The sequence below is a fragment of the Cellulomonas sp. P22 genome, assembly GCF_044392165.1.
The window spans coordinates 129,340-152,626 of sequence record NZ_JBISBW010000004.1 but is presented as its reverse complement, the minus strand read 5'-3'; the positions used below and the strand labels follow the sequence as shown (position 1 = coordinate 152,626).

Below are 23,287 nucleotides of genomic sequence, written 5' to 3'. Positions count from 1 at the left end.
CCGTAATAGGCATCTCGTCAGTACGGAAGCAGTTCACAGACGATTTTCGTCGCGACTCGCGGGGGGTCCGAGCGCGCCGTCTGTCCGTGCCGCGCGCTCGAGGTGGCGAGGTGGGCGCGTGGTGCGCGCGGCCTGGGGCGTCCCGGTGGGGCAGAATCCCCCCATGGGACGCTGGCGCGGGGCCACCGTGGACGGCGGCCGTGCCGGTGGTCGGGTGCTCGACGACGCCGACGTGGCCGCCGCGCTCGCCGTGTGCGCGGTCGATCCGGTGGCCTCGATCCTCGCGACGACGCGCCTCGAGGCGGCCGCCCAGCTCGGCATCGGGGCGGCGGGTGGCCAGCTCTGGGGCTACGAGCCCGAGGGCCGTCTCGAGGCCGTCTGCTGGGCCGGGGCCAACCTGGTGCCCGTCGTGCCGAACCGCGACCCGGCTGCGCTGGACGCGTTCGCGGCGCTCGGCAGGGCTCAGGGACGGCGCGCGTCGTCGGTCGTGGGCGAGGCGGGTGCTGTGCTCGGGCTCTGGGACCGGCTGTCGGCGTACTGGCCGCGGGCGCGTGAGGTGCGCGCCGACCAGCCGTCGTTCGTGATCGACCGGGACCCGGACGTCGAGCCCGATCCGCAGGTGCGGCGCACGGTCGCCGAGGACTACGACGTCATCCTCCCGGCGTGCGTGCGGATGTTCGTCGAGGAGGTCGGCTACTCGCCCGTCTCGGGGGCCGGAGGGCCGTACGAGAGCCGGGTGCGCATGCTCATCGCGGAGGGGCGCTCGTTCGCCCGGTTCGAGCAGGCGCACGGGGTCGGGCCGCGCAGCGCCGGCGTCGTCTTCAAGGCCGAGCTCGGCGCGGTGGCCGGTGGGGTCGCCCAGGTGCAGGGCGTGTGGGTCACCCCCGCGCACCGCGGCGAGGGACTCTCCAAGGCCGGGATGGCTGCCGTGGTGGTGGCCGCCCGCCGCGACGTGGCCCCCGTGGTGTCGCTGTACGCGAACCACTACAACGACCGGGCGCTCGCTGCCTACCGCGCGGTCGGGTTCGAGCAGGTCGGCACGTACGCGACCGTGCTGTTCTGACGCTCAGCGCAGCAGGCGTGACATGCGCCGGTCGGCGAGCAGGTGACCGCCCGTCTGGCACGTCGGGCAGTATTGGAGCGACGAGTCCGCGAAGGCGACCTCCCGCACCGTGTCCCCGCACGGCACGCCGTCCCAGCCCGGGCACGGCTCGCCCGTGCGCCCGTGCACGCGCATGCCGCGGCGCTTGGTGTCCTTGAGCTCGGCCGCGGGCCGGCCCGACGCCGTCGCGACCGCCTCGCCCAGCACGTCCACGACCGCGCGGTGCAGCCCGGCGGTGCGCTCCGCGTCGAACGACCGCGTCGGGGCGAACGGGCTCAGCCGTGCGGCGTGCAGGATCTCGTCCGAGTAGGCGTTGCCGATGCCCGCGATCGTGCCCTGGTCGCGCAGCAGCCCCTTGACCTGCTGGTTGCGCGCCGCGAGGAGCTCCGCGAGCCGCTCGGTCGTGAACTCGGGCGCGAGGGGCTCGACGCCGAGCGTCGCGACCGCCGGCACGTGCGTCGGGTCCGTGACCACGTGCACAGCGAGCCGTTTGCGGGTGCCCGCCTCGGTCAGGTCGAAGCCCGACCCGTCGTCGAGGCGCACGCGCAGCGCGATCGGTGAGCGCCCCGGGCGGATCGTGGTGCTCGGCACCCGCTCGTACCACCGCAGCCAGCCCGCGCGTGCGAGGTGCACCAGCAGGTGCAGGGGGTGCGCGGGTGCCGGGTCGCCGGACGCGTCGGCGTCGCGCGGGCTGTCGTCAGTCGTCGTGACGTCGAGCCACTTGCCGCGGCGGCGCACGCCCGTCACCACGCGCCCGACCAGCGCGTCCGGAGCGGGGGAGTAGGTCTTGAGCGCGTTGACCGCACCCACCTCGACCGCGCCGACGGTGCGCCCGACCGTCCGCTCGCGCAGGAACCGCGCGAGCGCCTCGACCTCGGGGAGCTCCGGCACGGGCCCATCGTCGCGCACGGGACCCCCGTCTCGCACGGTGTGCGGGACGGGTCCGCAGCCCGGGACCCGGCACCAGCAGTCCCGTGGGCGGCACTAGGCTCGGGCGCATGCTGCTTCGCCTGTCCCACCTGTTCGTCCGCACCCTGCGCGAGGACCCCGCCGACGCCGAGGTCGCGAGCCACCGGCTGCTCGTGCGCGCCGGCTACATCCGCCGCGCCGCCCCCGGGATCTACACCTGGCTGCCGCTGGGCCTGCGCGTCCTCGCGAAGGTCGAGCAGGTCGTGCGCGAGGAGATGGACGCCGCCGGCGCCCAGGAGGTGCACTTCCCGGCGCTGCTGCCCAAGGAGCCCTACGAGGCCACGGGTCGCTGGTCCGAGTACGGCCCCAACATCTTCCGGCTCAAGGACCGCAAGGGCGGCGACTACCTGCTGGCCCCCACGCACGAGGAGATGTTCACGCTCCTCGTCAAGGACCTGTACTCCTCGTACAAGGACCTGCCGCTCGCGCTCTACCAGATCCAGACCAAGTACCGCGACGAGGCGCGTCCGCGCGCCGGGCTCATCCGTGGGCGCGAGTTCATCATGAAGGACGCGTACTCGTTCGACCTCGACGACGAGGGCCTCGAGGCCTCGTACCAGCGTCAGCGCGACGCCTACCGGCGCATCTTCGACCGCCTGGGCCTCGAGCACGTCATCGTCGCGGCGACCTCCGGGGCCATGGGCGGCTCGCGCAGCGAGGAGTTCCTGCACCCGACCGCGATCGGCGAGGACACGTTCGTGCGCTCGCCCGGCGGCTACGCGGCCAACGTCGAGGCCGTCACGACCGTGGTGCCCGACGCGCTGCCGTACGACGGCGCCCCGGCCGCGCACGTCGAGGACACGCCCGACACCCCGACGATCGACTCGCTCGTCGCGATCGCCAACGAGCGGTTCCCGCGCCCCGAGGGCCCGTGGACGGCCGCCGACACGCTCAAGAACGTGGTGCTCGCGCTCGTGCAGCCCACCGGCGAGCGCGAGCTCGTGGTGGTCGGCCTGCCCGGTGACCGTGAGGTCGACCTCAAGCGGCTCGAGGCCTCGGTGGCCCCCGCCGAGGTCGAGCCCGCGGTCGACGCGGACTTCGCGGCGCACCCCGAGCTCGTGAAGGGCTACATCGGCCCGCAGGCGCTCGGCCCGAACGTCGGCACCGACGAGGACGGACGCTCGCTGGGCGTGCGCTACCTCCTCGACCCGCGCGTGGTGCCCGGCACCCGGTGGATCACCGGTGCGAACGAGCCCGGCCGGCACGTCTTCGACCTGGTCGCGGGGCGTGACTTCACGGCCGACGGCACCGCCGAGGCCGCCGAGGTGCGTGCGGGTGACCCGGCCCCCGACGGCTCGGGCCCGCTCGAGCTCGCGCGGGGGATCGAGATCGGCCACATCTTCGCCCTCGGTCGCAAGTACGCCCAGGCCCTCGGGCTCACCGTGCTCGACCAGAACGGCAAGGCGCAGGTCGTCACGATGGGCTCGTACGGCATCGGCGTGACGCGGGTGCTCGCGGCTCTGGCCGAGGCGAACCACGACGAGCGCGGCCTGGCATGGCCCGCGGGGGTCGCTCCCGCGCACGTGCACGTCGTGGCGACCGGCAAGGACGCGGCAGTGTTCGCCGCGGCCGAGGAGCTCGCCACGACGCTCTCCGCGCGTGGCGTCGAGGTGCTCTACGACGACCGCCCCAAGGTCTCGCCCGGCGTGAAGTTCGCCGACGCCGAGCTGTTCGGCGTGCCGCTCGTCGTGGTCGTGGGCCGAGGGCTGGCCGAGGGCGTGGTCGAGGTGCGTCCCCGCGTGGCCCGAGCGGACGGCACGGGGGCCGAGCAGGTGCCCGTCGAGCAGGCCGCGGACCGCGTGGTCGAGCTGGTCGACGCCCTGCTGGGCCGCTGACGACCCGCTGACCGCCTCCCGGTCGGACCGGGCTCCACGGGGTCGTCGGTCGCAGCGTCAGGCTGCGTCGGCGGCCCCGTCGGCCTGCTCGGGCAGCCCGGGGAACGCGACGGGCTCGGCACCCCACACGAGCGACTCGTCGGCGGCGGCCTGCAGCCCGCGGACGGCGGCGGCGCGGGTCCCCGCGGCACCCGCCGCGACGAGGCTCGCGTAGCTCGTCGCGAGCCCGGTCTGGACGGTGCGGGCGAGCCCGACCGCGACCGCCGGGTCGTCCAGACCGGACGGGAGCGCGTAGGCGGCCCGGCGCGGGTCTGCGGAGGTCCCGTCGAGACCCACGGCCACGGCCCACCCCTGCGCGCTGGCGCGGTGCCCCGCTGCGGCGTCGAGGGCCGCAGCCCGCTGCGCGTCGGCGAGCTTCGCGGCGATCACCTCGAACGCGTAGCCCGCCTCGTCCTCGGCGACCACGAGGGCCGCGAGGGCCGACGGGTCCACGGCGCCGATCTCCGGCGCTGCGGTCGCGGTGGCCGGCTCGGTGGGGTCCTCGACCCCGAGCGCCCCGGCGAGCACGCCCGCGAGGGTGGCGCGCGAGGTCGCGACCGACGCCAGCAGCCGCGCCATCTCGCCCGTCTCGACGGTGTCGGCGTCACCGCGCGCGGTGAGCGCCGTGACCGAGAGCAGGGTCAGCACGTCGGACGGGCTCGCCGTCACCGCCGTCGTCGCCTGCGTGGGGGTCGCGGTGGGCTCGAGCCCCGAGTCGTAGGTGCCGCCCAGCTGGTCGGCGTGGCGGGCCGAGAACGTCATGACCTGCCCGAGCGTGCGCGTGAGCGTGGCGTCCGCCGCGACGTCGGGGTCGGCCGCCGCGGCCTGCGCCGCCGCGGCGAGCGCCACCGCGTCCTCGACAGCGCGCCGTCGCACGATCTCGATCGCGTCGGGAGCGGGCTCCTCGGGCGCCGGGGTCTCGAGGCGCAGGTCGCACCCTGTGAGGAGCAGCACACCTGCGAGCACCCCCACGACGAGGCGCAGCACGGTTCCGCGCGCGCGGAACGAGCGGTGGGGGCGGGGCACGGGGCGCGTGGCGGTCATCGCGGGTGATCCTGCCACGTCGGCCGGCCGGAGCCGCGCGGTCCGGCGCGTGCACGCGGACTCGTTAGGCTGGTCCCCTCACAACATCACAGGGTCGACACCATGCAGGGTGACCCGCTGGAGCCGACAGGAGGCGATCATGCCCGCGCCAGCAACAGCCCACCGGGTCCGGGACGTCGTAGCGCCGCTCGTGGAGGCCGCAGGTCTCGTCCTCGAGGACGTCGAGGTGACCCGTGCGGGTGCACGCTCGGTCGTGCGCGTCGTGGTCGACCTCGACGAGGACGCCACCGGGGGCCTCGACCTCGAGCAGGTCGCCGAGATCTCGCAGAGCATCTCGGACGCGATCGACGGCGTGGACGTCCCCGGCACCGAGTACACGCTCGAGATCTCGAGCCCCGGCATCGGCCGCCCGCTGACCGAGCGTCGGCACTTCACGCGGTCGCGCGGACGGATCGTCACGCTGCGGCTCACGGACGGCTCGACGCTGCGCGGCAGGATCGACGACGTGGACCGGACCGTGCCCGACGCTGTGCTGGTGGTGACCCCGCAGATCCCGGGGGAGAAGGGCCGTCCGCCCGTGATCGGGGACCCGGTGCGGGTCCCGCTCGCGTCGGTGCGCGACGGCAGGGTCGAGGTAGAGATGGGACGGCTCGCCGAGGTGTCCGACGACGAGGACGACGACGCGCAGGACGCGACGTCGGCAGGACAGGAGAGCTGACGTGGACATCGACATGCAGGCGTTGCGGATGCTGGAGCGCGAACGCGACATCAGCCTGGACGTGCTGTGCTCGGCGATCGAGCAGGCGCTGCTCTCGGCGTACCACCGCACGCCGGGCGCCCAGGCGACCGCACGCGTCGAGCTGGACCGCCGCACGGGGCACGTGACCGTGTGGGCGCGCGAGCTCGTGGACCAGCCGGTGCCGGAGCCGGTCGACGGCGAGGAGCCGGCGCCCGCGCCGCCCGCCGTGCCGGGACCCGAGTTCGACGACACCCCGGCCGGGTTCGGCCGGATCGCCACCGCGACCGCGCGCCAGGTGATCGTGCAGCGCCTGCGCGACGCCGAGGACGACCAGGTGCTGGGTGTCTTCCGCGGCAAGGAGGGCGAGGTGCTCGGCGGCGTCATCCAGCAGGGCCGCGACCCTCGGGTGGTGCTGGTCGACGTCGGCGGCACCGAGGCCGTGCTGCCCGCGCACGAGCAGGTGCCCACCGAGCAGTACGTGCACGGCGAGCGGCTGCGCGCGCTCGTGCTCGAGGTCGCCCGTGGCGCCCGTGGCCCGCAGATCACGCTCTCGCGCACGCACCCCAACCTGGTGCGGCAGCTGTTCGCGCTCGAGGTCCCCGAGGTGGCCGACGGGTCGGTCGAGATCACCGCGATCGCCCGTGAGGCCGGGCACCGCACCAAGATGGCGGTGTACTCGCGGGTTCCCGGTCTCAACGCGAAGGGCGCCTGCATCGGCCCGATGGGCGCGCGCGTGCGTGCCGTCATGGCCGAGCTGCACGGCGAGAAGATCGACATCGTCGACCACTCGGACGACCCGGCCGAGATGGTCGCGCACGCGCTGTCGCCCGCCCGGGTCCTCTCGGTCACGGTGGTCGACCCGGTCGCCCGCGCGGCCCGCGTCGTGGTGCCCGACTACCAGCTGTCTCTCGCGATCGGCAAGGAGGGCCAGAACGCCCGCCTCGCGGCGAAGCTCACGGGCTGGCGCATCGACATCCGGTCCGACGCGGCCGAGGCCGCTGCCGACGACGTGAGCGGGCACGGACAGGATGCCGCCTCCGGTCACACCCGGTGACCCGGCGCGGTAGACTCTCCGAGGCTGGGCCGGACGCCCGGTTCTCCTCTGCGAGCAGACAGACCTTCGACACCCTGGGTGCTGAAGGTCCGGTACGCACGTGCGTGGGGTGCCGGTCGGCCGACCTGAGGTCGGTCCTGCTGAGGACGGTCGTCCGGACGGACGGCACGGGAGATCCCGTGCTGGTCGTCGACGAAGGCCGGAACCTGCCGGGCCGGGGGGCGTGGCTGCACCCCGATCTCCGTTGTCTCGAGCTTGCCGAACGCCGTCGGGCGTTCCCGCGGGCCCTGCGTACCGCAGGGCCGCTGGACGTCACGGCGGTCCAGGCTCACCTCGAGGCCGCAGAGCATCACCAGCGTCCGGGTCCGAACCCGGAAGCGTAGAACCGTCGACATGGGAAGCGGGTTTGAGAAGCCGATGGCTGCCCGATGAGCACGCACCGATGAGTACCCAGCGATGAGTACCCAGCACTAACGACGGTCCGACCCTGTCTTGGGCGGACCGAGACAGGAGAGATGTGGCTAAGGTCCGCGTCTACGAGCTCGCCAAAGAGCTCGGAGTGGAAAGCAAGACGATCATGAACAAGCTGGGCGAGCTCGGGGAGTTCGTCCGCTCGGCGTCCTCGACGATCGAGCCGCCGGTCGTGCGCAAGCTGCGCGACATGTACCCCGTGGGTGGTTCCGCCAACGGCGGTGCGGCTGCTGCGAAGGCAGCAGCCCCCAAGCCCGCTCCGGCGGCCCCAGCGGCTCCCGCCGCTCCCGTGCAGGCGACGCCGGCTCCCGCCGCTGCGTCCGCTCCGGCCGCCCCGTCGGCGCCCGCGCCGACGGCACCTGCCGCTGAGGCTCCCGCCGCGCCGGCTCCGGCCCCCGCGGCCCGTCCGGATGCTGCCGCTCCGGCGGCTCCGGCTGCTCCGGCCCGTCAGCAGGCTGCTCCCGGTGCACGTCCCGGCCCGCGTCCGGCGCCTGCGCCGGCCGCCGCCGCGCCGTCGCGCTCGGGTGGTCCGCGTCCGGGCAACAACCCGTTCGCGCCGTCGCAGGGCATGCCCCGCGGCGGCCAGGGTGGCCAGGGCGGTTCGCGCCCCGGTGGCCCGCGTCCGGGCAACAACCCCTTCGCCCCCTCGCAGGGCATGCCCCGTCCGGGCGAGCGTCGCACCGACGCCGCGGCTCCGGCTGCCGGCGCTCCCGCGGCGTCGAGCGAGCGCTCGGGCGGTCCCCGTCCGGGTGGTCCGCGTCCGAACCCGGGCATGATGCCCGGTCGCAGCGCGAGCGGCGTCGGTCGTCCCGGCGAGCGTCCGAGCCCGGGCGGTCGTCCCGGTGGCGGTGGCGGTCGTCCCGGCGGCGGTGGCGGCGGCGGTTTCGCCGGTCGTCCCGGTGGCGCCGGTGGCGGTGCTCCCGCGGGTGGCGGCGGCGGTTTCGCCGGTCGTCCCGGTGGTGGCGGCGGTCGTCCCGGTGGTGCCGGTCGTGGCAGCACGCAGGGTGCGTTCGGCCGGGCCGGAGGGCGCCCCGTGCGTGGACGCAAGTCCAAGCGCGCGAAGCGTCAGGAGTTCGAGCAGATGCAGGCCCCCTCGCTGGGTGGCGTGCAGGTCCCGCGCGGCAACGGCAAGACCGTCGTCCGCCTGCGTCACGGCTCCTCGCTCAACGACTTCGCGGACAAGATCGACGCCAACCCCGCCAGCCTGGTCACTGTGCTGTTCCACCTCGGTGAGATGGCGACCGCGACGCAGTCGCTCGACGAGGACACGTTCGGCACCCTCGCCCAGGAGCTCGGCTACCGGATCGAGATGGTCTCGGCCGAGGAGGAGGACCGCGAGCTGCTCGGGGCCTTCGACATCGACCTGGACGCGGAGCTCGCCGAAGAGGGCGACGACGACCTGGAGGCACGTCCGCCGGTCGTCACGGTCATGGGTCACGTCGACCACGGCAAGACCAAGCTCCTCGACGCGATCCGCAAGACGGACGTCGTCGCGGGCGAGGCCGGCGGCATCACCCAGCACATCGGCGCCTACCAGGTGCGGACCGTGCACGAGGGCGTCGACCGTCCGATCACGTTCATCGACACCCCGGGCCACGAGGCGTTCACCGCCATGCGTGCCCGTGGTGCGCAGGTCACCGACATCGCGATCCTCGTGGTGGCGGCCGACGACGGCGTGATGCCTCAGACCATCGAGGCGCTCAACCACGCCCAGGCGGCCGGTGTGCCGATCGTCGTGGCCGTGAACAAGGTGGACAAGGAGGGGGCCAACCCCTCGAAGATCCGCCAGCAGCTCACGGAGTACAACCTCGTGGCCGAGGAGTACGGCGGCGACACGATGTTCGTCGACGTCTCCGCCAAGGAGCGCATGGGCATCGACCAGCTGCTCGAGGCCGTGCTGCTCACGGCCGACGCCTCGCTCGACCTGCGGGCCAACCCCGACAAGGACGCGCGTGGTGTCGCGATCGAGGCCAACCTCGACAAGGGCCGCGGTGCCGTCGCGACGGTGCTGGTCCAGTCGGGGACGCTGCACGTCGGCGACGCGATCGTCGCCGGCACGGCGCACGGTCGTGTGCGGGCGATGTTCGACGAGCACGGCAACCCGCTGACCGAGGCGGGCCCGGCCCGTCCGGTCATGGTTCTCGGCCTCGCGTCGGTGCCGAGCGCCGGCGACACGTTCCTCGTGGCTCCGGACGAGCGCACCGCTCGTCAGATCGCCGAGAAGCGCGAGGCCGCAGAGCGGGCCGCGCTGCTCGCGAAGCGTCGCAAGCGCATCAGCCTCGAGGACTTCACGCAGGCGCTCCAGCAGGGCAAGGTCGAGACCCTCAACCTGGTCCTCAAGGGCGACGTCTCGGGTGCCGTCGAGGCCCTCGAGGACGCACTGCTCAAGATCGACGTGGGCGAAGAGGTCGACCTGCGTGTCATCCACCGCGGTGTCGGTGCGATCACGCAGAACGACGTCAACCTCGCGACGGTCGACAACGCGATCATCATCGGGTTCAACGTCAAGTACGCCGAGCGCGTCGAGGAGCTCGCCGACCGCGAGGGGGTGGACGTCCGGTTCTACTCGGTCATCTACCAGGCGATCGACGACGTCGAGGCAGCACTCAAGGGCATGCTCAAGCCCGAGTACGAGGAGGCGCAGCTCGGTACCGCCGAGGTGCGCGAGGTGTTCCGCTCCTCCAAGTTCGGCAACATCGCCGGTTCGCTGGTGCGCTCCGGAGAGATCCGGCGTAACACCAAGGCGCGTGTGCTGCGCAACGGCAAGGTCGTGGGCGACAACCTCACGATCGAGTCGCTCAAGCGGTTCAAGGACGACGCGACCGAGGTCCGCGAGGGTTACGAGTGCGGTATCGGGCTCGGCTCCTTCAACGACGTCGAGATCGGTGACGTCATCGAGACGTGGGAGCTGCGCGAGAAGCCTCGCAAGTAGCTGACGGACGCCAGGTGGCCCGTGCCCTCGGGTGCGGGCCACCTGGCGTCTGCGGACAACCTGCCCTCCGCGGAGGGCGCTCGACGAAGAAGGGCTGGGCATCATGGCTGATCAGGGTCGTGCGAGGAAGCTCGCCGAACGGATCCAGCAGATCGTCGCGCAGATGGTCGACACGCGGATCAAGGACCCCCGCCTGGGCTTCGTGACCATCACGGACGTCCGGGTCACGGGTGACCTGCAGAACGCGAGCGTGTTCTACACGGTCTACGGCGACGACGAGGCGCGGGCCGGTTCGGCCGCGGCGCTCGAGAGCGCCAAGGGGCTCATCCGCTCCGAGGTCGGCAAGCAGACGGGCGTGCGGCTCACGCCCACGCTCGAGTTCCACCTCGACGCGGTGCCCGAGACGGCCGCGCACCTCGACGCCGCGCTGCACGAGGCGGCACGTCGGGACGCCGAGGTCGCGGCGCTGGCCGCGGCCGCGCAGTACGCCGGTGACGCCGACCCCTACCGCAAGCCGGTCGAGGACGACGAGGAGAACGCGCGGGACGGGGATTGTCTTCCGCACTGAGCCCCCCCCCTGCGCTGACGTGCGCGGGGGCGGGCCTCGGTACGTGCGGCTCGGCGTGGTCCGCCTCAGGCGGCGGCCACCGGGAGCCGGCGGCCGCTCCAGCCCGGCATCGCGAGCGAGGCGATCGCTCCTGCGCCGACGATCGCCGCGCCGACGAGGAGCGCGACCTGCAGCCCGGCGTCGAAGCCCGTGGGGCTGATCGCGCCGCCCGCTCCCTGGAAGACCGCGACGATCACGGCGACGCCCAGGGCGACGCCGATCTCCCGGACCGTCGCGTTCGTCGAGCTGGCGGTGCCGTGGTCGTGCTCGGGCATCTCCGCGAGCACAGCGGTCGAGATCGGCGCGAACGTCAGGCCCATGCCGGTCCCGGCCAGGACGAGTCCAGGGATGAGCGTGGAGTAGCTCACGCTCGGGTCTGAGGCGAAGGCGAGCCACACGAGGCCGGCGACCTGGAGCACCAGCCCCGAGGTGAGCAGGACCCGCACGCCGACGCGGCTCGCGAGAAGGCCGGCGATCGGCGCGACGATCATCGGGGCGCCGGTCCACGGCAGCGTCCGCAGACCCGCCTCGAGCGGCGAGTACCCGAGCACCACCTGCATGTACTGCGCGAGGAGGAAGACGGCGCCGAACACCCCGATCGCGAACGCGAGCGAGACGATGTTCGCGACCGAGAAGCTGCGGATGCGGAACAGGCGCAGCGGCACGAGGGGGTGTGCGACGCGTGACTCGTGCGCGACGAACGCGGCGAGCAGCAGGCCCGACAGGACCAACGGTCCGACCACGCCGAACGAGCCCCACCCGTCGTCGTTGCCGTGCACGACGCCCCACACGAGCGCGAAGACGGCCGCTCCCACGAGGGCGAGCCCGCGGACGTCGAGGAGCTCGCGTCGACCGTAGGACTCCGGCAGGGCGCGCAGGACCAGCGGGATCGAGACGACCGCGATCGGGACGTTGATCCAGAAGATGGCCTGCCAGGAGATGCCGTCGACGACCGCGCCACCGATGACAGGGCCGAGCGCGACCCCGAGCCCTGAGATGCCGCCCCAGATGCCGATGGCCATGGCGCGCCGGGCAGGTGGCACGGCGGAGGCGAGCAGCGTGAGCGACAGAGGCATGATCGCGGCCGCGCCGACCCCTTGCACGGTGCGGGCGGCGATGAGCGCCCCGGCGGTCGTCGCGAGCGCCGAGGCGATCGAGGCGAGCGCGAACACGACGATGCCGGCGAGGAAGATCCGGCGGCGTCCCCACCTGTCGCCGAGCGTGGCCGCAGCGATCATCCCCGTGGCGAACGTCAGCGTGAAGGAATTGACCATCCACTGGAGCTGGTCGAGGGACGCGCCCAGCTCGACCCGGAGCACCGGCAGCGCCATCGTCATCACGAGGTTGTCGAGCGAGGCCATGAACATCGGGATCGAGGCGGCGGCGACGGCGAGGACGAGCCCCGTCGTCGACCCCCGGGGGCGGCGGGCAGGGCGGGGCGGTGCGGCGGTCGAGCTCGGGGACGTGACGGTCATCGAGGGCCTCCATGGCGATCGGTAAGCATTGACTGATTACTAACCCGACGATAGATATCGGCTGATAACCTGTCAACATGGCACCGTCCGCACCACGCATGACCGGCGAGGCCCGACGTGAGCAGATCCTCGACGCGGCCCTGGCGGTCTTCGCCGAGGGCGGCTACGACGGGACCACGACCGACCAGGTCGCACGCGCGGCCGGGGTCTCCCAGCCGTACGTCGTCCGGCTGTTCGGGTCCAAGCAGGAGCTCTTCCGCGAGCTGTACGCCACCTCGTGCGAGAGCATCCTCGACACGTTCACGGCCGTGCCGGCGGGACCGGACGCCGACCAGCGGATGGCGGGGGCCTACGTCGAGCTGCTGTCCGACCGCAACCTTCAGCGTCTGGTGATGCACGGCTTCACCAGCACCGACCCCGAGGTGTCGCGCCTCGCCCGGCACACGCTGGCCCAGGTGTTCCGGCTCTACCGGGAGCGGACCGGCGCGGACGAGGACGCGGCCCGCGACTTCCTCGCGCAGGGCATGCTCATCAACATCCTGCTCTCGACCGACGCGCCCGCGCACAGCGGTGAGGATCCCGTGATGGACCTGCTCGTGCGGTGCGCCGTGACCGACGAGCTGGCCTACGTCCTGGGCACCCAGGACGCCCCCGCACCGACCTCCGCCGCAGACAGGACCACCCTCGCGTGACCCGCACCGATCCCGCCACCCGCCCGCCCCGTCGTCCCACCGCCTCCGACGGGCTGCTCGTCGTCGACAAGCCTGCTGGCTGGACCAGCCACGACGTCGTCGCCCGGGTGCGCCACCTGGCCGGGACGCGCAAGGTCGGGCATGCCGGGACCCTCGACCCGATGGCCACCGGCGTCCTGGTGCTCGGTGTCGGACGTGCCACCCGGCTGCTCACCTACGTCGTGGGTGCTGACAAGGAGTACGTCGCGACGATCCGGCTGGGCGAGAGCACCACGACCGACGACGCCGAGGGCGAGAGCCTGGCCCGCGCAGACGCGTCAGGCGTGTCGCGCACGGAGATCGAGGTCGGCATCACGGCCCTCACCGGCGAGATCCTGCAGGTCCCCAGCTCGGTGAGCGCGATCAAGATCGACGGCGAACGGGCCTACGCTCGCGTCCGGGCGGGGGAGACGGTCGAGCTCGCGGCCCGCCCGGTCACGGTGAGCAGGTTCACGCTCGACGCGGTCCGGCCCGTCCCCGCAGGCACCGACGGGCCTGCGGCTCTCGACCTCGACGTGACGGTGGTCTGCTCGTCGGGCACCTACATCCGGGCGCTGGCGCGGGACCTGGGCGCGCGGCTCGGCGTCGGCGGGCACCTCACCGCGCTGCGCCGCACCCGCGTGGGCGGGTACCCGATCGCGATCGCACGCACGCTCGACGAGCTCGCCGAGTGGCCGGCGGACACCCCGCTGGACGTCCTCCCGCTCGCCGACGCCGCCCGGGCCACGTTCCCGGTCCGCGACCTGACCCCGGCCGAGGCGACCGCGCTGTCGTTCGGCAAGCGCATCGACGCGGACACCGTGCGGTCCGAGCCAGGACCCGTCGCCGCCCTCGCGCCGGACGGCGAGCTCGTCGCCCTGCTCGAGACCCGCGGCGCGCACGCGTGCCCGACGCTCGTGTTCGCGCCCGCGTGAGGTGACCCGTCACACGACCGGGACGCCCGGCTCCTCCGGGCCCCCCGGGTCGAGCAGGTAGCGCAGCACGGCGGTGAGCGACAGGCCGTCGCCCAGGGCCCCCTCGAGCACCATCCGGCGCACCTGGTCCAGCGGGACCCACTCGACGCGCTCGGCCTCGCTCGGGTCCGACGGCGGCCCCTCGTGCGTGGCGCCGTCGGCGACGAACACGTGGAACGTCTGGTCGCTCGACCCGTTCGACGGGTGGTACGTGAGCAGGTGGCGCAGGGGACCGGGCCGCCAGCCCGTCTCCTCGAGCACCTCGCGCGCCGCGGCCTGCGCCGGTGTCTCGCCCGGGTCGATCCGGCCCGCCGGGACCTCCCAGCCCCACGTGTCGGTGATGAAGCGGTGCCGCCACAGCAGCAGCAGCCCGCGCCGCGGGTCGTGCACGAGCGTGCCCGAGGCCCCCGTGGGCATCCGCACGACGTGGTGCTCGATCCGGCCCTGCCCGGGCACGTCCACGTCCACGAGCGCGAGGCGCACCCACGGGCTGTCGTAGAGGGTCCGCTCGCCGAACGTCTGCCACCGCATGGGCTGACCCTACGGCGCGCGCCGCTCCGCGTGCAGGGTCCGGCGCCGGGCGTGGCAGGCTTTGTCCCGGCGTCCATGACGTCACGCCCGAGAACCCCTGAGGAGAGCACGTGCACCGCTGGACCGACCTTGCCGACGTCCCGGACGGCTTCGGGCCGTCGGTGGTCACGCTCGGCAACTTCGACGGGGTGCACCGGGGGCACGTGGGCGTCCTGACGCGCATGGTGGCCGACGCCCGCGCCGTGGGCGCACAGGCCGTCGCCGTGACGTTCTCGCCGCACCCGCAGCAGGTGCACCGGCCCGCCGAGGCCCCGCCGCTGCTGACCGGCGACGCCGACCGGCTCGAGCTGCTCGCCGAGACCGGGCTCGACGCCGTGCTGATGCTCGAGTACACCCTCGACTTCGCCCGCCAGTCGCCCGAGCAGTTCGTCGAGCGGTACCTGGTCCGTGCGCTCGGCGCCCGCACCGTCGTGGTCGGGCGGGACGTGCGCTTCGGGTGGGGCAACGAGGGGGACCTGTCCACGATGGTCGCGCTCGGCGAGCGGTACGGCTTCGGCGTCGAGGTCATCGAGGACGTCACGCCCGGTGACGCCGCGGGGGAGCCGCCTGCGGGCACCGCACCCGCGCACCTCGCCGACCCGTTGCGTCGACGCTGGTCCTCGACCTGGGTGCGCGAGCTGCTCGAGGTGGGCGACGTGCGCCAGGCGGCACGTGTGCTCGGACGGCCGCACCGGGTGCGGGGCGTCGTGGTGCACGGCGACGCGCGCGGACGCGAGCTGGGGTTCCCCACGGCCAACCTCTCGCCCGACGCCGCGGGCATGGTCCCCGCCGACGGCGTGTACGCGGGCTGGCTGCGCCGGACCGCGCTGCCCGCGGGCGCGGCCGACCGGGTGCTGCCCGCAGCGATCTCGATCGGCACCAACCCCACGTTCGAGGGGCTGAACCGCCGCGTCGAGGCCTACGTGCTCGACCGCACCGACCTCGACCTGTACGGCGAGGAGGTCGTGCTCGAGATCGTCGAGCGGCTGCGCCCGACGCTGCGCTTCGACGGGGTCGACGCGCTCGTGGCGCAGATGCACGACGACGTGGCGCGCGTGCGCGAGGTCCTGGTCGGCGTCACCGACGCACCCTGACCTCGGTCGGGTGCCGCTCAGGGCGTCCCGCCTGGTAGCATCACAGGGCCGTCAGAACGGCCGCGGACCGAGAGCGCCCGGGTGGACATGCCCCGGAGCACCGCGCAACGAGTACATCTGGAGAACCGTGCCCCTCGACAGTGCCATCAAGCAGTCCATCATGACCGAGTACGCCACCCACGAGGGTGACACCGGCTCCCCCGAGGTCCAGATCGCGATGCTGACGCAGCGCATCAAGGACCTCACCGAGCACCTCAAGACGCACAAGCACGACCACCACAGCCGGCGTGGCCTGCTGCTGCTGGTCGGCCAGCGTCGTCGCCTTCTCGGCTACCTGCAGAAGGTCGACATCAACCGCTACCGCAGCCTGATCGAGCGGCTCGGCCTGCGCCGCTGACGCTCGTGACCAGCCCGGACCCAGGAGGGTCCGGGCTGGTCCCGCGTCGGGCCCGGTAGCACGCCCGACGCCGCACGTGACACCCACTGCGCCGCCCGGCTCGTCCGGTCCTCGGTAGTGGCCTCCGGAAGCAGGTGTCTCCGGGAGCCTCGATCGAAGACCGCCGTGATCCCGGCAGGCGCTCGTTCGAGACGAAGGAGGGCACCCGTGGAGGGTCCCGAGATCCAGTTCGCCGAGGCAGTGATCGACAACGGTCGCTTCGGCACCCGCACCATCCGCTTCGAGACCGGCCGCATCGCGCGCCAGGCGGCCGGCGCAGCCGTCGCCTACCTCGACGGCGAGACCACGCTGCTGTCGGCCACCACGGCCGGCAAGCACCCGAAGGAGCAGTTCGACTTCTTCCCGCTGACGATCGACGTCGAGGAGCGGCAGTACGCCGCGGGCAAGATCCCCGGCTCGTTCTTCCGCCGTGAGGGTCGTCCCTCGACCGAGGCGATCCTCGCCTGCCGCCTGGTGGACCGCCCGCTGCGCCCCCTGTTCATCAAGGGTCTGCGCAACGAGGTCCAGGTCGTCATCACCGTCCTGTCGATCCACCCGGACGACGCGTACGACGTGCTCGCGATCAACGCGGCGTCGATGTCGACGCAGATCTCGGGGCTGCCGTTCTCGGGTCCCGTCGGTGCCGTGCGCATCGCGCTCGTCGACGGCCAGTGGATCGCGTTCCCGCGCTACTCCGAGCGCTCGCGCGCCACGTTCGACATGGTCGTCGCCGGCCGTGTCGTCGGTGACGACGTCGCGATCGCGATGATCGAGGCCGAGGCGCCCGAGAACTCCTGGAACATCATCAAGAACGAGGGCGGCACCGCCCCGACCGAAGAGGTCGTCGCCGAGGGCCTCGAGGCCTCGAAGCCGTTCATCAAGGTGCTCGTCGAGGCGCAGACCGCCCTCGCCGCGAAGGCCGCCAAGGAGACCCAGGTCTTCCCGGTCTTCCCCGAGTACCTCCCGGACGCCTACGAGGCCGTCGCCGCGATCGCCGAGGCCCCGCTGGGCGCGGCGCTGACCATCGCGGACAAGCACGACCGCGAGGAGCGCCTCGACGAGGTCAAGGCCGACGCGATCGAGCGCCTGTCGGGCGACTTCGCCGGTCGCGAGAAGGAGCTGTCCGCGGCGATCCGCGCGATCACCAAGAAGCTCATCCGCCAGCGCATCCTCACGGACGGCTTCCGCATCGACGGCCGCGGCCTGCGCGACATCCGCACGCTCTCGGCCGAGGTCGAGGTCCTGCCCCGCGTGCACGGCTCCGCGATCTTCGAGCGCGGCGAGACGCAGATCCTCGGCGTCACGACGCTCAACATGCTCCGCATGGAGCAGCAGCTCGACACGCTCTCCCCGGAGACGCGCAAGCGCTACATGCACAACTACAACTTCCCGCCCTACTCGACGGGTGAGACGGGTCGCGTCGGTTCGCCGAAGCGTCGCGAGATCGGCCACGGCGCCCTCGCTGAGCGCGCGATCATGCCCGTCCTGCCGAGCCGCGAGGAGTTCCCCTACGCGATCCGCCAGGTCTCCGAGGCGCTGAGCTCCAACGGCTCGACGTCCATGGGCTCGGTCTGCGCCTCGACCCTCTCGCTGCTCAACGCCGGTGTGCCGCTGCGCGCCCCCGTTGCGGGCATCGCGATGGGCCTCGTCTCCGACACGGTCGACGGCGAGACCCGCTACGCGGCGCTGACCGACATCCTGGGTGCCGAGGACGCGTTCGGCGACATGGACTTCAAGGTCGCCGGCACGCGCGAGTTCGTCACCGCGATCCAGCTCGACACCAAGCTCGACGGCATCCCCGCCTCGGTGCTCGGTGGCGCGCTGACGCAGGCGAAGGAGGCTCGCCTGGCGATCCTCGACGTCATCAACGAGGCGATCGACGTCCCCGACGAGATGTCGCCGTTCGCACCGCGCGTCATCTCGGTGCAGGTCCCGGTCGACAAGATCGGCGAGGTCATCGGGCCGAAGGGCAAGATGATCAACCAGATCCAGGCCGAGACCGGTGCCGACATCTCGATCGAGGACGACGGCACGGTCTACATCGGCGCCACCGACGGTCCGTCGGCGGAGGCCGCGCGTGCGGCGATCAACGCGATCGCCAACCCGCACATGCCCGAGATCGGCGAGCGCTTCGTGGGCACCGTGGTCAAGACCACGACCTTCGGCGCGTTCATCTCGCTCTCGCCGGGCAAGGACGGTCTGCTGCACATCTCGCAGATCCGCAAGCTCGTCGGCGGCAAGCGTGTCGAGAACGTCGAGGACGTCCTCGGGGTGGGTCAGAAGGTCCAGGTCGAGATCGGCGAGATCGACCCGCGCGGCAAGCTGTCGCTGCACGCGGTGATCGACGAGTCCGCCGAGGGCTCCGAGGCAGCGGCCGACTCCAGCGCGGCCGACGCCTGACGTGCCTCTGGACCTCCCGCTCGTCGGCCCGGGTGAACCGGGCAGCGAGCTGACCGCCGGGCAGGACGGCGGCGCACTCGTGCGTCGCTCGGTCCTGCCCGGCGGGGTCCGCGTGCTCACCGAGCACATGCCGGGCCTGCGCTCGGCGACGGTGGGCGCCTGGGTCGGGGTGGGATCGCGCGACGAGCGCGACGGCCACCACGGCTCGACGCACTTCCTCGAGCACCTGCTCTTCAAGGGCACCGCGCGCCGCAGCGCGATGGACATCGCCGAGGCGTTCGACGAGGTGGGCGGCGAGGCCAACGCCTCGACCGGCAAGGAGCACACCTGCTACTACGCCCGGGTCCTGGACTCGGACCTGCCGATGGCCGTCGACGTCATCGCCGACATGGTCACCTCGGCGCGCCTGGACACGGGCGAGCTCGAGACCGAGCGCGGGGTCATCCTCGAAGAGCTCGCGATGAACGACGACGACCCGAGCGACGTCGTCCACGAGCTGTTCTCGACAGCCGTGCTCGGCACGCACCCTCTCGGGCGTCCGATCGGCGGCACCCCCGACACGATCCGTGCCGTCCCGCGTGACGCCGTGTGGGAGCACTACCGCGAGCACTACCGTCCGTCGACGCTCGTCGTGACGGCAGCCGGGGGAGTCGACCACGACGACCTGTGCGCGCAGGTCGAGAAGGCCTTGATCGACGGTGGCTGGGACCTGACCGCGCAGCGGCCCGGGGCTCGTCGCGACGTCGGCGGCACACCCGACGGGGTGCCGCACGAGGGTGTCGAGACCACCGTCCACCGCGCGACCGAGCAGGCCAACGTCATCATCGGCGGCACCGGCCTGACAGCGACGGACCCGCGGCGTTTCACGCTGTCGGTGCTCAACGCCGTGCTCGGCGGCGGCATGTCCTCGCGGCTCTTCCAGGAGATCCGCGAGAAGCGTGGGCTGGCCTACTCGACCTACTCGTTCGCCTCGGGTCACGCCGACACCGGCATCTTCGGGTTGTACGCGGGCTGCACGCCCGCCAAGGTCGACCAGGTCGTCGAGCTGCTCATCTCCGAGTGGGAGCGCCTGGCCGACGGCGGCATCTCGCAGGCGGAGCTGGAGCGGTCGATCGGGCAGCTGTCAGGCAGCCTCGTGCTCGGCATGGAGGACACCGGGTCGCGCATGAGCCGGCTCGGCAAGTCTGAGCTGGTGCACGGCGAGCTGCTGTCGCTCGACGACACGCTCGACCGTATCCGGGCCGTCACCGCGACCGACGTGCAGGAGCTCGCGGCCGAGCTCGCGGCGCGTCCGCGCTCGATGGTGCGCATCGGCCCCTTCGGCGGCTGAGCCCCTGGGGGCCGAGCCCGCCAGACGAACGAACGACCGCAGGGCCGTCCTCCTTTGGGGGGCGGCCCTGCGGTCGTTCGTACCGATCGGTGACACCGCCGAGCGCACCGACGATGATGGGGGGATGAGCCCCAGCGTGCTCGAGTACCGACGGTTCGCGCCGCCCGCCGCCGCAGCCTGGTTCGTCGAGCACCTGTGGGTCGTGCGCACCCCGGGCGACGCGCCCCGGGTGCTCGAGGTCTTCCTCCCGAACGGTCGCCCCTCCGTCCTCGTGCGCCTGGGCGCCCTCGGCACCCGGATCGATCCGGTCACGGGCGCCCGGACGGCCGACGACAGCGGGGTCGTCGGGATCGCCGTCGACCCGCACGTGGTCGAGCTGGCCCCGGGGTCGGCGTTCGTCGGCGCCCAGCTCGCCCCCTACGGCCTGGCCGCGCTGAGCCCCGACCGGCTGCTGGTCGACGAGTCGGCCCCGCTTACGCACGTGCTCCCGCCGGCGGTCGCGGCGCGGCTCGCGGGACGGCTCGCGGGGCTCGACGACGCGCAGGCCGTCGCGGTGCTGGGTGGCGAGCTCGCCGCGGGCGTGCGCCGCCGCACGCCGCCCGAGCGGCTCGACCTGCTCGAGACGCTCATGGCGGTCATCGACTCCCAGCGGGGCCTGGTGCGCGCGATCGACCTGGCCCGGGCCGGGGGCGTGTCGATCGCGGCGCTGCACCGGTGCTGCGTCGAGGAGATGGGGGTGCAGCCGGTCACGTTCCTGCGGGCCACCCGGTTCTTCTACTTCGTCGGTGAGCTCGCCGGCGCACCCCCGTGGCCCGCGGCGACCGTGCTGTCCGCGATGCGCACCTACGTCGCGACCGAGCCCGCGCCCCGTGAGCTCGAGCGGTTCACGGGGCTCAGTCCCGCGCAGCACCGGCTCGCGCTGCACGGCATCGAGGAGCTGCTCGCGTCGGCGACCCGCTGACCGGTCTTGCGCCGGGCGCCCGCTACGCTCGGGGAGTGAGCGAGCGGATCAAGGTGGCAGTCCTCGGCGCGGCCGGACGGATGGGGTCGACCGTCGTGGAGGCCGTCGAGGCAGCCCCGGACCTCGAGCTCGTGGCGGCGCTCGACGCGCACCACGACGTCGCGGAGCTGGTGGGCAGCGGGGCCCAGGTCGCTGTCGACTTCACCGTCCCGTCGGCCACCGAGGCGAACGTGCTGGCCCTGGTCGACGCGGGGATCCACGCCGTGGTCGGCACCACCGGGTGGAGCGAGGAGTCGCTCGGGCGGGTGCGCGACCGCCTCACCGACCAACCGGGCGTCGGCGTGCTCATCGCCCCCAACTTCGCGCTCGGCGCGGTGCTGGCCATGACCTTCGCGGCCCGGGCCGCCCGCTACTTCGAGTCGGTCGAGGTCGTCGAGCTGCACCACCCCGAGAAGGTCGATGCGCCGTCGGGCACCGCACGGCACACAGCCGAGGCGATCGCCCGGTCGCGGGCCGCCGCGGGGCTCGGCGTGAGCCCGGATGCCACGACCACCGCCCTCGACGGTGCGCGGGGAGCGGACGTCGAGGGTGTGCGGGTGCACGCGGTGCGGCTGCGCGGACTGGTGGCCCACGAGGAGATCCTGCTGGGCAACCCGGGGGAGATGCTCACGATCCGCCACGACTCGTTCGACCGCGTGAGCTTCATGCCGGGTGTGCTGCTCGGGGTGCGTGAGGTCGGCCGGCGTCCCGGACTGACCGTCGGCCTCGAGCACGTGCTGGACCTGGGGTGAGCGGCGTGGCCCGTCCCGCCGGTGCTCGGACCCGGCGCAGGTCCCTCGTCGCGGCGGTGGCCCTGACGGCTCTGCTCGCGCTGTACCTGTGGGTCGTCACCGCCCGCGCGCTGGCGCTGCTGCGCACCGGCGAGCCCGTCGCGATCGGTCTGGGTGCCGCGATCCTCGTGCTGCCGGTCCTGGCGGTGTGGGCGATCGGCCGCGAGTGGCGCCTCGCCCTCGAGGTGCAGGCGATGGCCGACGAGCTCGCCGAGGCGGGCCGCCTGCCCCTCGACGACCTGCCGCGCTCGCCGGGCGGCCGCATCGACCGTGCGGCCGCGACCGACGCGTTCGCCGCGGCGCGCGCCGAGGCCGAGCAGTCGCCCGACGACTGGGGCACCTGGTACCGGCTGGCGTTCGCCTACGACGCCGCGGGCGACCGACGGCGCGCCCGCGAGGCGCTGCGCATCGCGGCGCGCCTGCACCGCGCCTGACTGCACCGAAAGCGGCCCATGGGCAGACCTGCTGCTCTAGCCTGGCGGCACATGAGCCGCCCGAGCAGCCGCCGTCGTGCCATCGTGCTCGCGGCGGCCCTGGTCGGCGGCTCAGCCGACATCCTGGACTTCCTGCTGCCGCTGTGGGCCGGGGCCGAGCTGGGCGCGACACCGGCGCAGATCGGCACGCTGGTGTCGCTCGAGCTGGTGTGCTCCTTCGCGGCGCGACCGCTCGCCGGTCAGCTGACCGACAGCCGGGAGCGCACCCGGGTCGCCGCAACCGGGGCGCTGCTCTACGGGCTCGGCTGCCTGGGGTACGCGGTCGCGCCCGGGCTCGCCGTCGCGCTGCTCGCGGCGGCGGCGACCGGTGTCGGCGGCGCGCTGCTCTGGGTCGCGGTGCGGGCTATGACCGCCGAGCACCATGCCCAGGACGACGCGGCGTTCGCCCGGCTGTTCTCGGCGGTGGCGCTCGCGAGCTGGCTGTACTGGTTCCCGGCCATCGTGCTGCTGCCGGCGGTCGGCTACCGCGGGGTGTTCGTGGGGCTGGGGACGACGTGCCTGTTCGGGGCGGCGGCGCTGCTCACGGCGGTGGGGGTGCCGCGGAGGTCAGTGGCCGACGGGCCGAGCGGATCTGCCCGGGACGACGTGCGACGGCTGGCCCCGCTGCTCGGGGTGGTCGCGCTGACGAACGTCGCGGAGTCCGGCGTCGGCCTGCTCCTGCTGCTGCACCTGCAGGGCGCTTTCGACCTCGAGGTCTACCAGATCGCCCTGGTCTTCCTGCCTGGCGGCATCGCCCTGACCGTCCTGCCGCGGCCGCTGCACCGGCTGACCGTCCGGTGGGGCCGGCGCACGGTGTACGCGGCGGCGACGGCAGCGTCGGCGGTGTTCGCGGCGAGCCTGGCGGCCGCGCCCGGCCCGGGAGTGATCGCCGGGCTGTGGGTGCTGACGAGTGCGGCGTGGGCGGCGCTGATCCCGATCCACGACGCGGCGGTCGCGGAGCTGAGCATGGCCGAGCGCACCGGGCGGGGGATGAGCCTGCTGGGCAACGCCGGGCTGGCGGGCGGTGCTGTCGGCTCCGCGGCGGCGGGTGCGCTGTACGGGGCCACGTCGTTGGCGGTGGTCTGCGCTGTGCTCGCGGGGCTGCTCGTGCTCGGGGCCGCGGCGGGACCGTGGGCGCTGCGCCGGATCGGGCTGCAGGACCGGCCGATGGTGATCGCCGCGCCCGCCAGGGCCACGGAGGCGTGAGCGTGCGCTGTCGCCCGGCGCCCTAGTTCTTCGTGC

At 73.4% G+C, this 23,287-nt stretch carries 21 protein-coding genes; 17 read left to right on the top strand and 4 right to left on the bottom strand.

All coding sequences use genetic code 11. The features are described 5' to 3' along the window. Nucleotides 1-163: 163 nt before the first annotated feature. Nucleotides 164-1,063 carry a GNAT family N-acetyltransferase gene (locus ACGIF2_RS04780; RefSeq protein ID WP_396044041.1) on the top strand — a complete coding sequence of 300 codons (900 nt, stop codon included), beginning with the start codon at nt 164-166 and terminating at the stop codon, nt 1,061-1,063. Nucleotides 1,064-1,066: 3 nt separating this feature from the next. Here ACGIF2_RS04780 and ACGIF2_RS04775 read toward each other — a convergent pair whose 3' ends face one another. Continuing rightward, nucleotides 1,067-1,993, bottom strand: a complete 927-nt coding sequence (locus ACGIF2_RS04775; RefSeq protein ID WP_396044039.1) for an Fpg/Nei family DNA glycosylase — start codon at nt 1,991-1,993, stop codon at nt 1,067-1,069. Between the two features lie 107 nt (nt 1,994-2,100). Here ACGIF2_RS04775 and ACGIF2_RS04770 point away from each other — a divergent pair, with 107 nt between their 5' ends. Continuing rightward, the gene (locus ACGIF2_RS04770) at nt 2,101-3,906 is read left to right on the top strand and encodes a proline--tRNA ligase (RefSeq protein WP_396044037.1); all 1,806 of its coding nucleotides are present in this window, start codon (nt 2,101-2,103) and stop codon (nt 3,904-3,906) included. A gap of 57 nt (nt 3,907-3,963) precedes the next feature. Here the strand turns inward: ACGIF2_RS04770 and ACGIF2_RS04765 are convergent, their stop codons facing one another. After that, nucleotides 3,964-4,989 carry a DUF4439 domain-containing protein gene (locus tag ACGIF2_RS04765; RefSeq protein WP_396044035.1) on the bottom strand — a complete coding sequence of 342 codons (1,026 nt, stop codon included), beginning with the start codon at nt 4,987-4,989 and terminating at the stop codon, nt 3,964-3,966. Between the two features lie 139 nt (nt 4,990-5,128). Between ACGIF2_RS04765 and rimP the strand changes: the two genes are divergently transcribed. The 5 genes from rimP (at nt 5,129) to rbfA (ending at nt 10,753) form a co-directional block, all read left to right on the top strand. Then, nucleotides 5,129-5,707 (top strand): ribosome maturation factor RimP, encoded by a 579-nt coding sequence (rimP, locus tag ACGIF2_RS04760; RefSeq protein ID WP_396044032.1) that lies wholly within the window; start codon nt 5,129-5,131, stop codon nt 5,705-5,707. 1 nt (nt 5,708) lies between these two features. Next, nucleotides 5,709-6,782 (top strand): transcription termination factor NusA, encoded by a 1,074-nt coding sequence (gene nusA, locus ACGIF2_RS04755; RefSeq protein ID WP_396044030.1) that lies wholly within the window; start codon nt 5,709-5,711, stop codon nt 6,780-6,782. After that, nucleotides 6,779-7,165 carry a YlxR family protein gene (locus ACGIF2_RS04750; protein WP_396044027.1) on the top strand — a complete coding sequence of 129 codons (387 nt, stop codon included), beginning with the start codon at nt 6,779-6,781 and terminating at the stop codon, nt 7,163-7,165. The genes nusA and ACGIF2_RS04750 overlap by 4 nt, the downstream gene beginning before the upstream one ends. Nucleotides 7,166-7,299: 134 nt before the next feature. Further along, nucleotides 7,300-10,185 (top strand): translation initiation factor IF-2, encoded by a 2,886-nt coding sequence (gene infB, locus ACGIF2_RS04745; RefSeq protein WP_396044025.1) that lies wholly within the window; start codon nt 7,300-7,302, stop codon nt 10,183-10,185. 103 nt (nt 10,186-10,288) lie between these two features. Continuing rightward, nucleotides 10,289-10,753, top strand: a complete 465-nt coding sequence (gene rbfA / locus ACGIF2_RS04740) for a 30S ribosome-binding factor RbfA (protein ID WP_396044023.1) — start codon at nt 10,289-10,291, stop codon at nt 10,751-10,753. A 65-nt stretch (nt 10,754-10,818) separates the two neighbouring features. Here rbfA and ACGIF2_RS04735 read toward each other — a convergent pair whose 3' ends face one another. Next, nucleotides 10,819-12,267, bottom strand: a complete 1,449-nt coding sequence (locus ACGIF2_RS04735) for a DHA2 family efflux MFS transporter permease subunit (protein ID WP_396044021.1) — start codon at nt 12,265-12,267, stop codon at nt 10,819-10,821. A gap of 77 nt (nt 12,268-12,344) precedes the next feature. Between ACGIF2_RS04735 and ACGIF2_RS04730 the strand changes: the two genes are divergently transcribed. Beyond that, complete coding sequence (locus ACGIF2_RS04730; RefSeq protein WP_396044018.1) at nt 12,345-12,959, top strand: TetR/AcrR family transcriptional regulator; 615 nt, start codon at nt 12,345-12,347, stop codon at nt 12,957-12,959. Continuing rightward, nucleotides 12,956-13,912, top strand: a complete 957-nt coding sequence (gene truB, locus ACGIF2_RS04725) for a tRNA pseudouridine(55) synthase TruB (RefSeq protein ID WP_396044016.1) — start codon at nt 12,956-12,958, stop codon at nt 13,910-13,912. The genes ACGIF2_RS04730 and truB overlap by 4 nt, the downstream gene beginning before the upstream one ends. A gap of 9 nt (nt 13,913-13,921) precedes the next feature. On the opposite strand, the gene ACGIF2_RS04720 is transcribed toward truB, so the two are convergent. Then, nucleotides 13,922-14,482: an NUDIX hydrolase gene (locus tag ACGIF2_RS04720; RefSeq protein ID WP_396044014.1), complete on the bottom strand. Its 561-nt coding sequence runs from the start codon at nt 14,480-14,482 to the stop codon at nt 13,922-13,924. A 110-nt stretch (nt 14,483-14,592) separates the two neighbouring features. Between ACGIF2_RS04720 and ACGIF2_RS04715 the strand changes: the two genes are divergently transcribed. The 8 genes from ACGIF2_RS04715 (at nt 14,593) to ACGIF2_RS04680 (ending at nt 23,251) form a co-directional block, all read left to right on the top strand. Beyond that, nucleotides 14,593-15,615: a bifunctional riboflavin kinase/FAD synthetase gene (locus ACGIF2_RS04715; RefSeq protein WP_396044012.1), complete on the top strand. Its 1,023-nt coding sequence runs from the start codon at nt 14,593-14,595 to the stop codon at nt 15,613-15,615. 127 nt (nt 15,616-15,742) lie between these two features. Continuing rightward, the gene (rpsO, locus tag ACGIF2_RS04710; protein ID WP_396044010.1) at nt 15,743-16,012 is read left to right on the top strand and encodes a 30S ribosomal protein S15; all 270 of its coding nucleotides are present in this window, start codon (nt 15,743-15,745) and stop codon (nt 16,010-16,012) included. Nucleotides 16,013-16,219: 207 nt separating this feature from the next. After that, the gene (locus ACGIF2_RS04705) at nt 16,220-18,451 is read left to right on the top strand and encodes a polyribonucleotide nucleotidyltransferase (protein ID WP_396044008.1); all 2,232 of its coding nucleotides are present in this window, start codon (nt 16,220-16,222) and stop codon (nt 18,449-18,451) included. Between the two features lies 1 nt (nt 18,452). After that, nucleotides 18,453-19,781 (top strand): M16 family metallopeptidase, encoded by a 1,329-nt coding sequence (locus tag ACGIF2_RS04700; protein WP_396044006.1) that lies wholly within the window; start codon nt 18,453-18,455, stop codon nt 19,779-19,781. 124 nt (nt 19,782-19,905) lie between these two features. Then, the gene (locus ACGIF2_RS04695) at nt 19,906-20,742 is read left to right on the top strand and encodes a hypothetical protein (RefSeq protein ID WP_396044004.1); all 837 of its coding nucleotides are present in this window, start codon (nt 19,906-19,908) and stop codon (nt 20,740-20,742) included. A 35-nt stretch (nt 20,743-20,777) separates the two neighbouring features. Continuing rightward, nucleotides 20,778-21,533: a 4-hydroxy-tetrahydrodipicolinate reductase gene (gene dapB, locus ACGIF2_RS04690; RefSeq protein ID WP_396044002.1), complete on the top strand. Its 756-nt coding sequence runs from the start codon at nt 20,778-20,780 to the stop codon at nt 21,531-21,533. Between the two features lie 5 nt (nt 21,534-21,538). Next, nucleotides 21,539-22,006, top strand: a complete 468-nt coding sequence (locus ACGIF2_RS04685) for a hypothetical protein (RefSeq protein ID WP_396044000.1) — start codon at nt 21,539-21,541, stop codon at nt 22,004-22,006. Nucleotides 22,007-22,057: 51 nt separating this feature from the next. Continuing rightward, a complete protein-coding gene (locus ACGIF2_RS04680; RefSeq protein ID WP_396043998.1) occupies nt 22,058-23,251 on the top strand; it encodes an MFS transporter in 1,194 nt (397 codons plus the stop codon). Nucleotides 23,252-23,287: the final 36 nt, after the last annotated feature.

Excerpts from the sequence above, each read along its gene's own strand:
- ACGIF2_RS04770 (WP_396044037.1), top strand. The coding sequence starts at position 2,101 with ATGCTGCTTCGCCTGTCCCACCTGTTCGTCCGCACCCTGCGCGAGGAC.
- ACGIF2_RS04735 (WP_396044021.1), bottom strand. The coding sequence starts at position 12,267 with ATGACCGTCACGTCCCCGAGCTCGACCGCCGCACCGCCCCGCCCTGCC.
- ACGIF2_RS04765 (WP_396044035.1), bottom strand. The coding sequence starts at position 4,989 with ATGACCGCCACGCGCCCCGTGCCCCGCCCCCACCGCTCGTTCCGCGCG.
- ACGIF2_RS04680 (WP_396043998.1), top strand. The coding sequence starts at position 22,058 with ATGAGCCGCCCGAGCAGCCGCCGTCGTGCCATCGTGCTCGCGGCGGCC.
- ACGIF2_RS04720 (WP_396044014.1), bottom strand. The coding sequence starts at position 14,482 with ATGCGGTGGCAGACGTTCGGCGAGCGGACCCTCTACGACAGCCCGTGG.
- rimP (WP_396044032.1), top strand. The coding sequence starts at position 5,129 with ATGCCCGCGCCAGCAACAGCCCACCGGGTCCGGGACGTCGTAGCGCCG.
- ACGIF2_RS04780 (WP_396044041.1), top strand. The coding sequence starts at position 164 with ATGGGACGCTGGCGCGGGGCCACCGTGGACGGCGGCCGTGCCGGTGGT.
- rbfA (WP_396044023.1), top strand. The coding sequence starts at position 10,289 with ATGGCTGATCAGGGTCGTGCGAGGAAGCTCGCCGAACGGATCCAGCAG.
- ACGIF2_RS04695 (WP_396044004.1), top strand. The coding sequence starts at position 19,906 with ATGAGCCCCAGCGTGCTCGAGTACCGACGGTTCGCGCCGCCCGCCGCC.
- ACGIF2_RS04730 (WP_396044018.1), top strand. The coding sequence starts at position 12,345 with ATGGCACCGTCCGCACCACGCATGACCGGCGAGGCCCGACGTGAGCAG.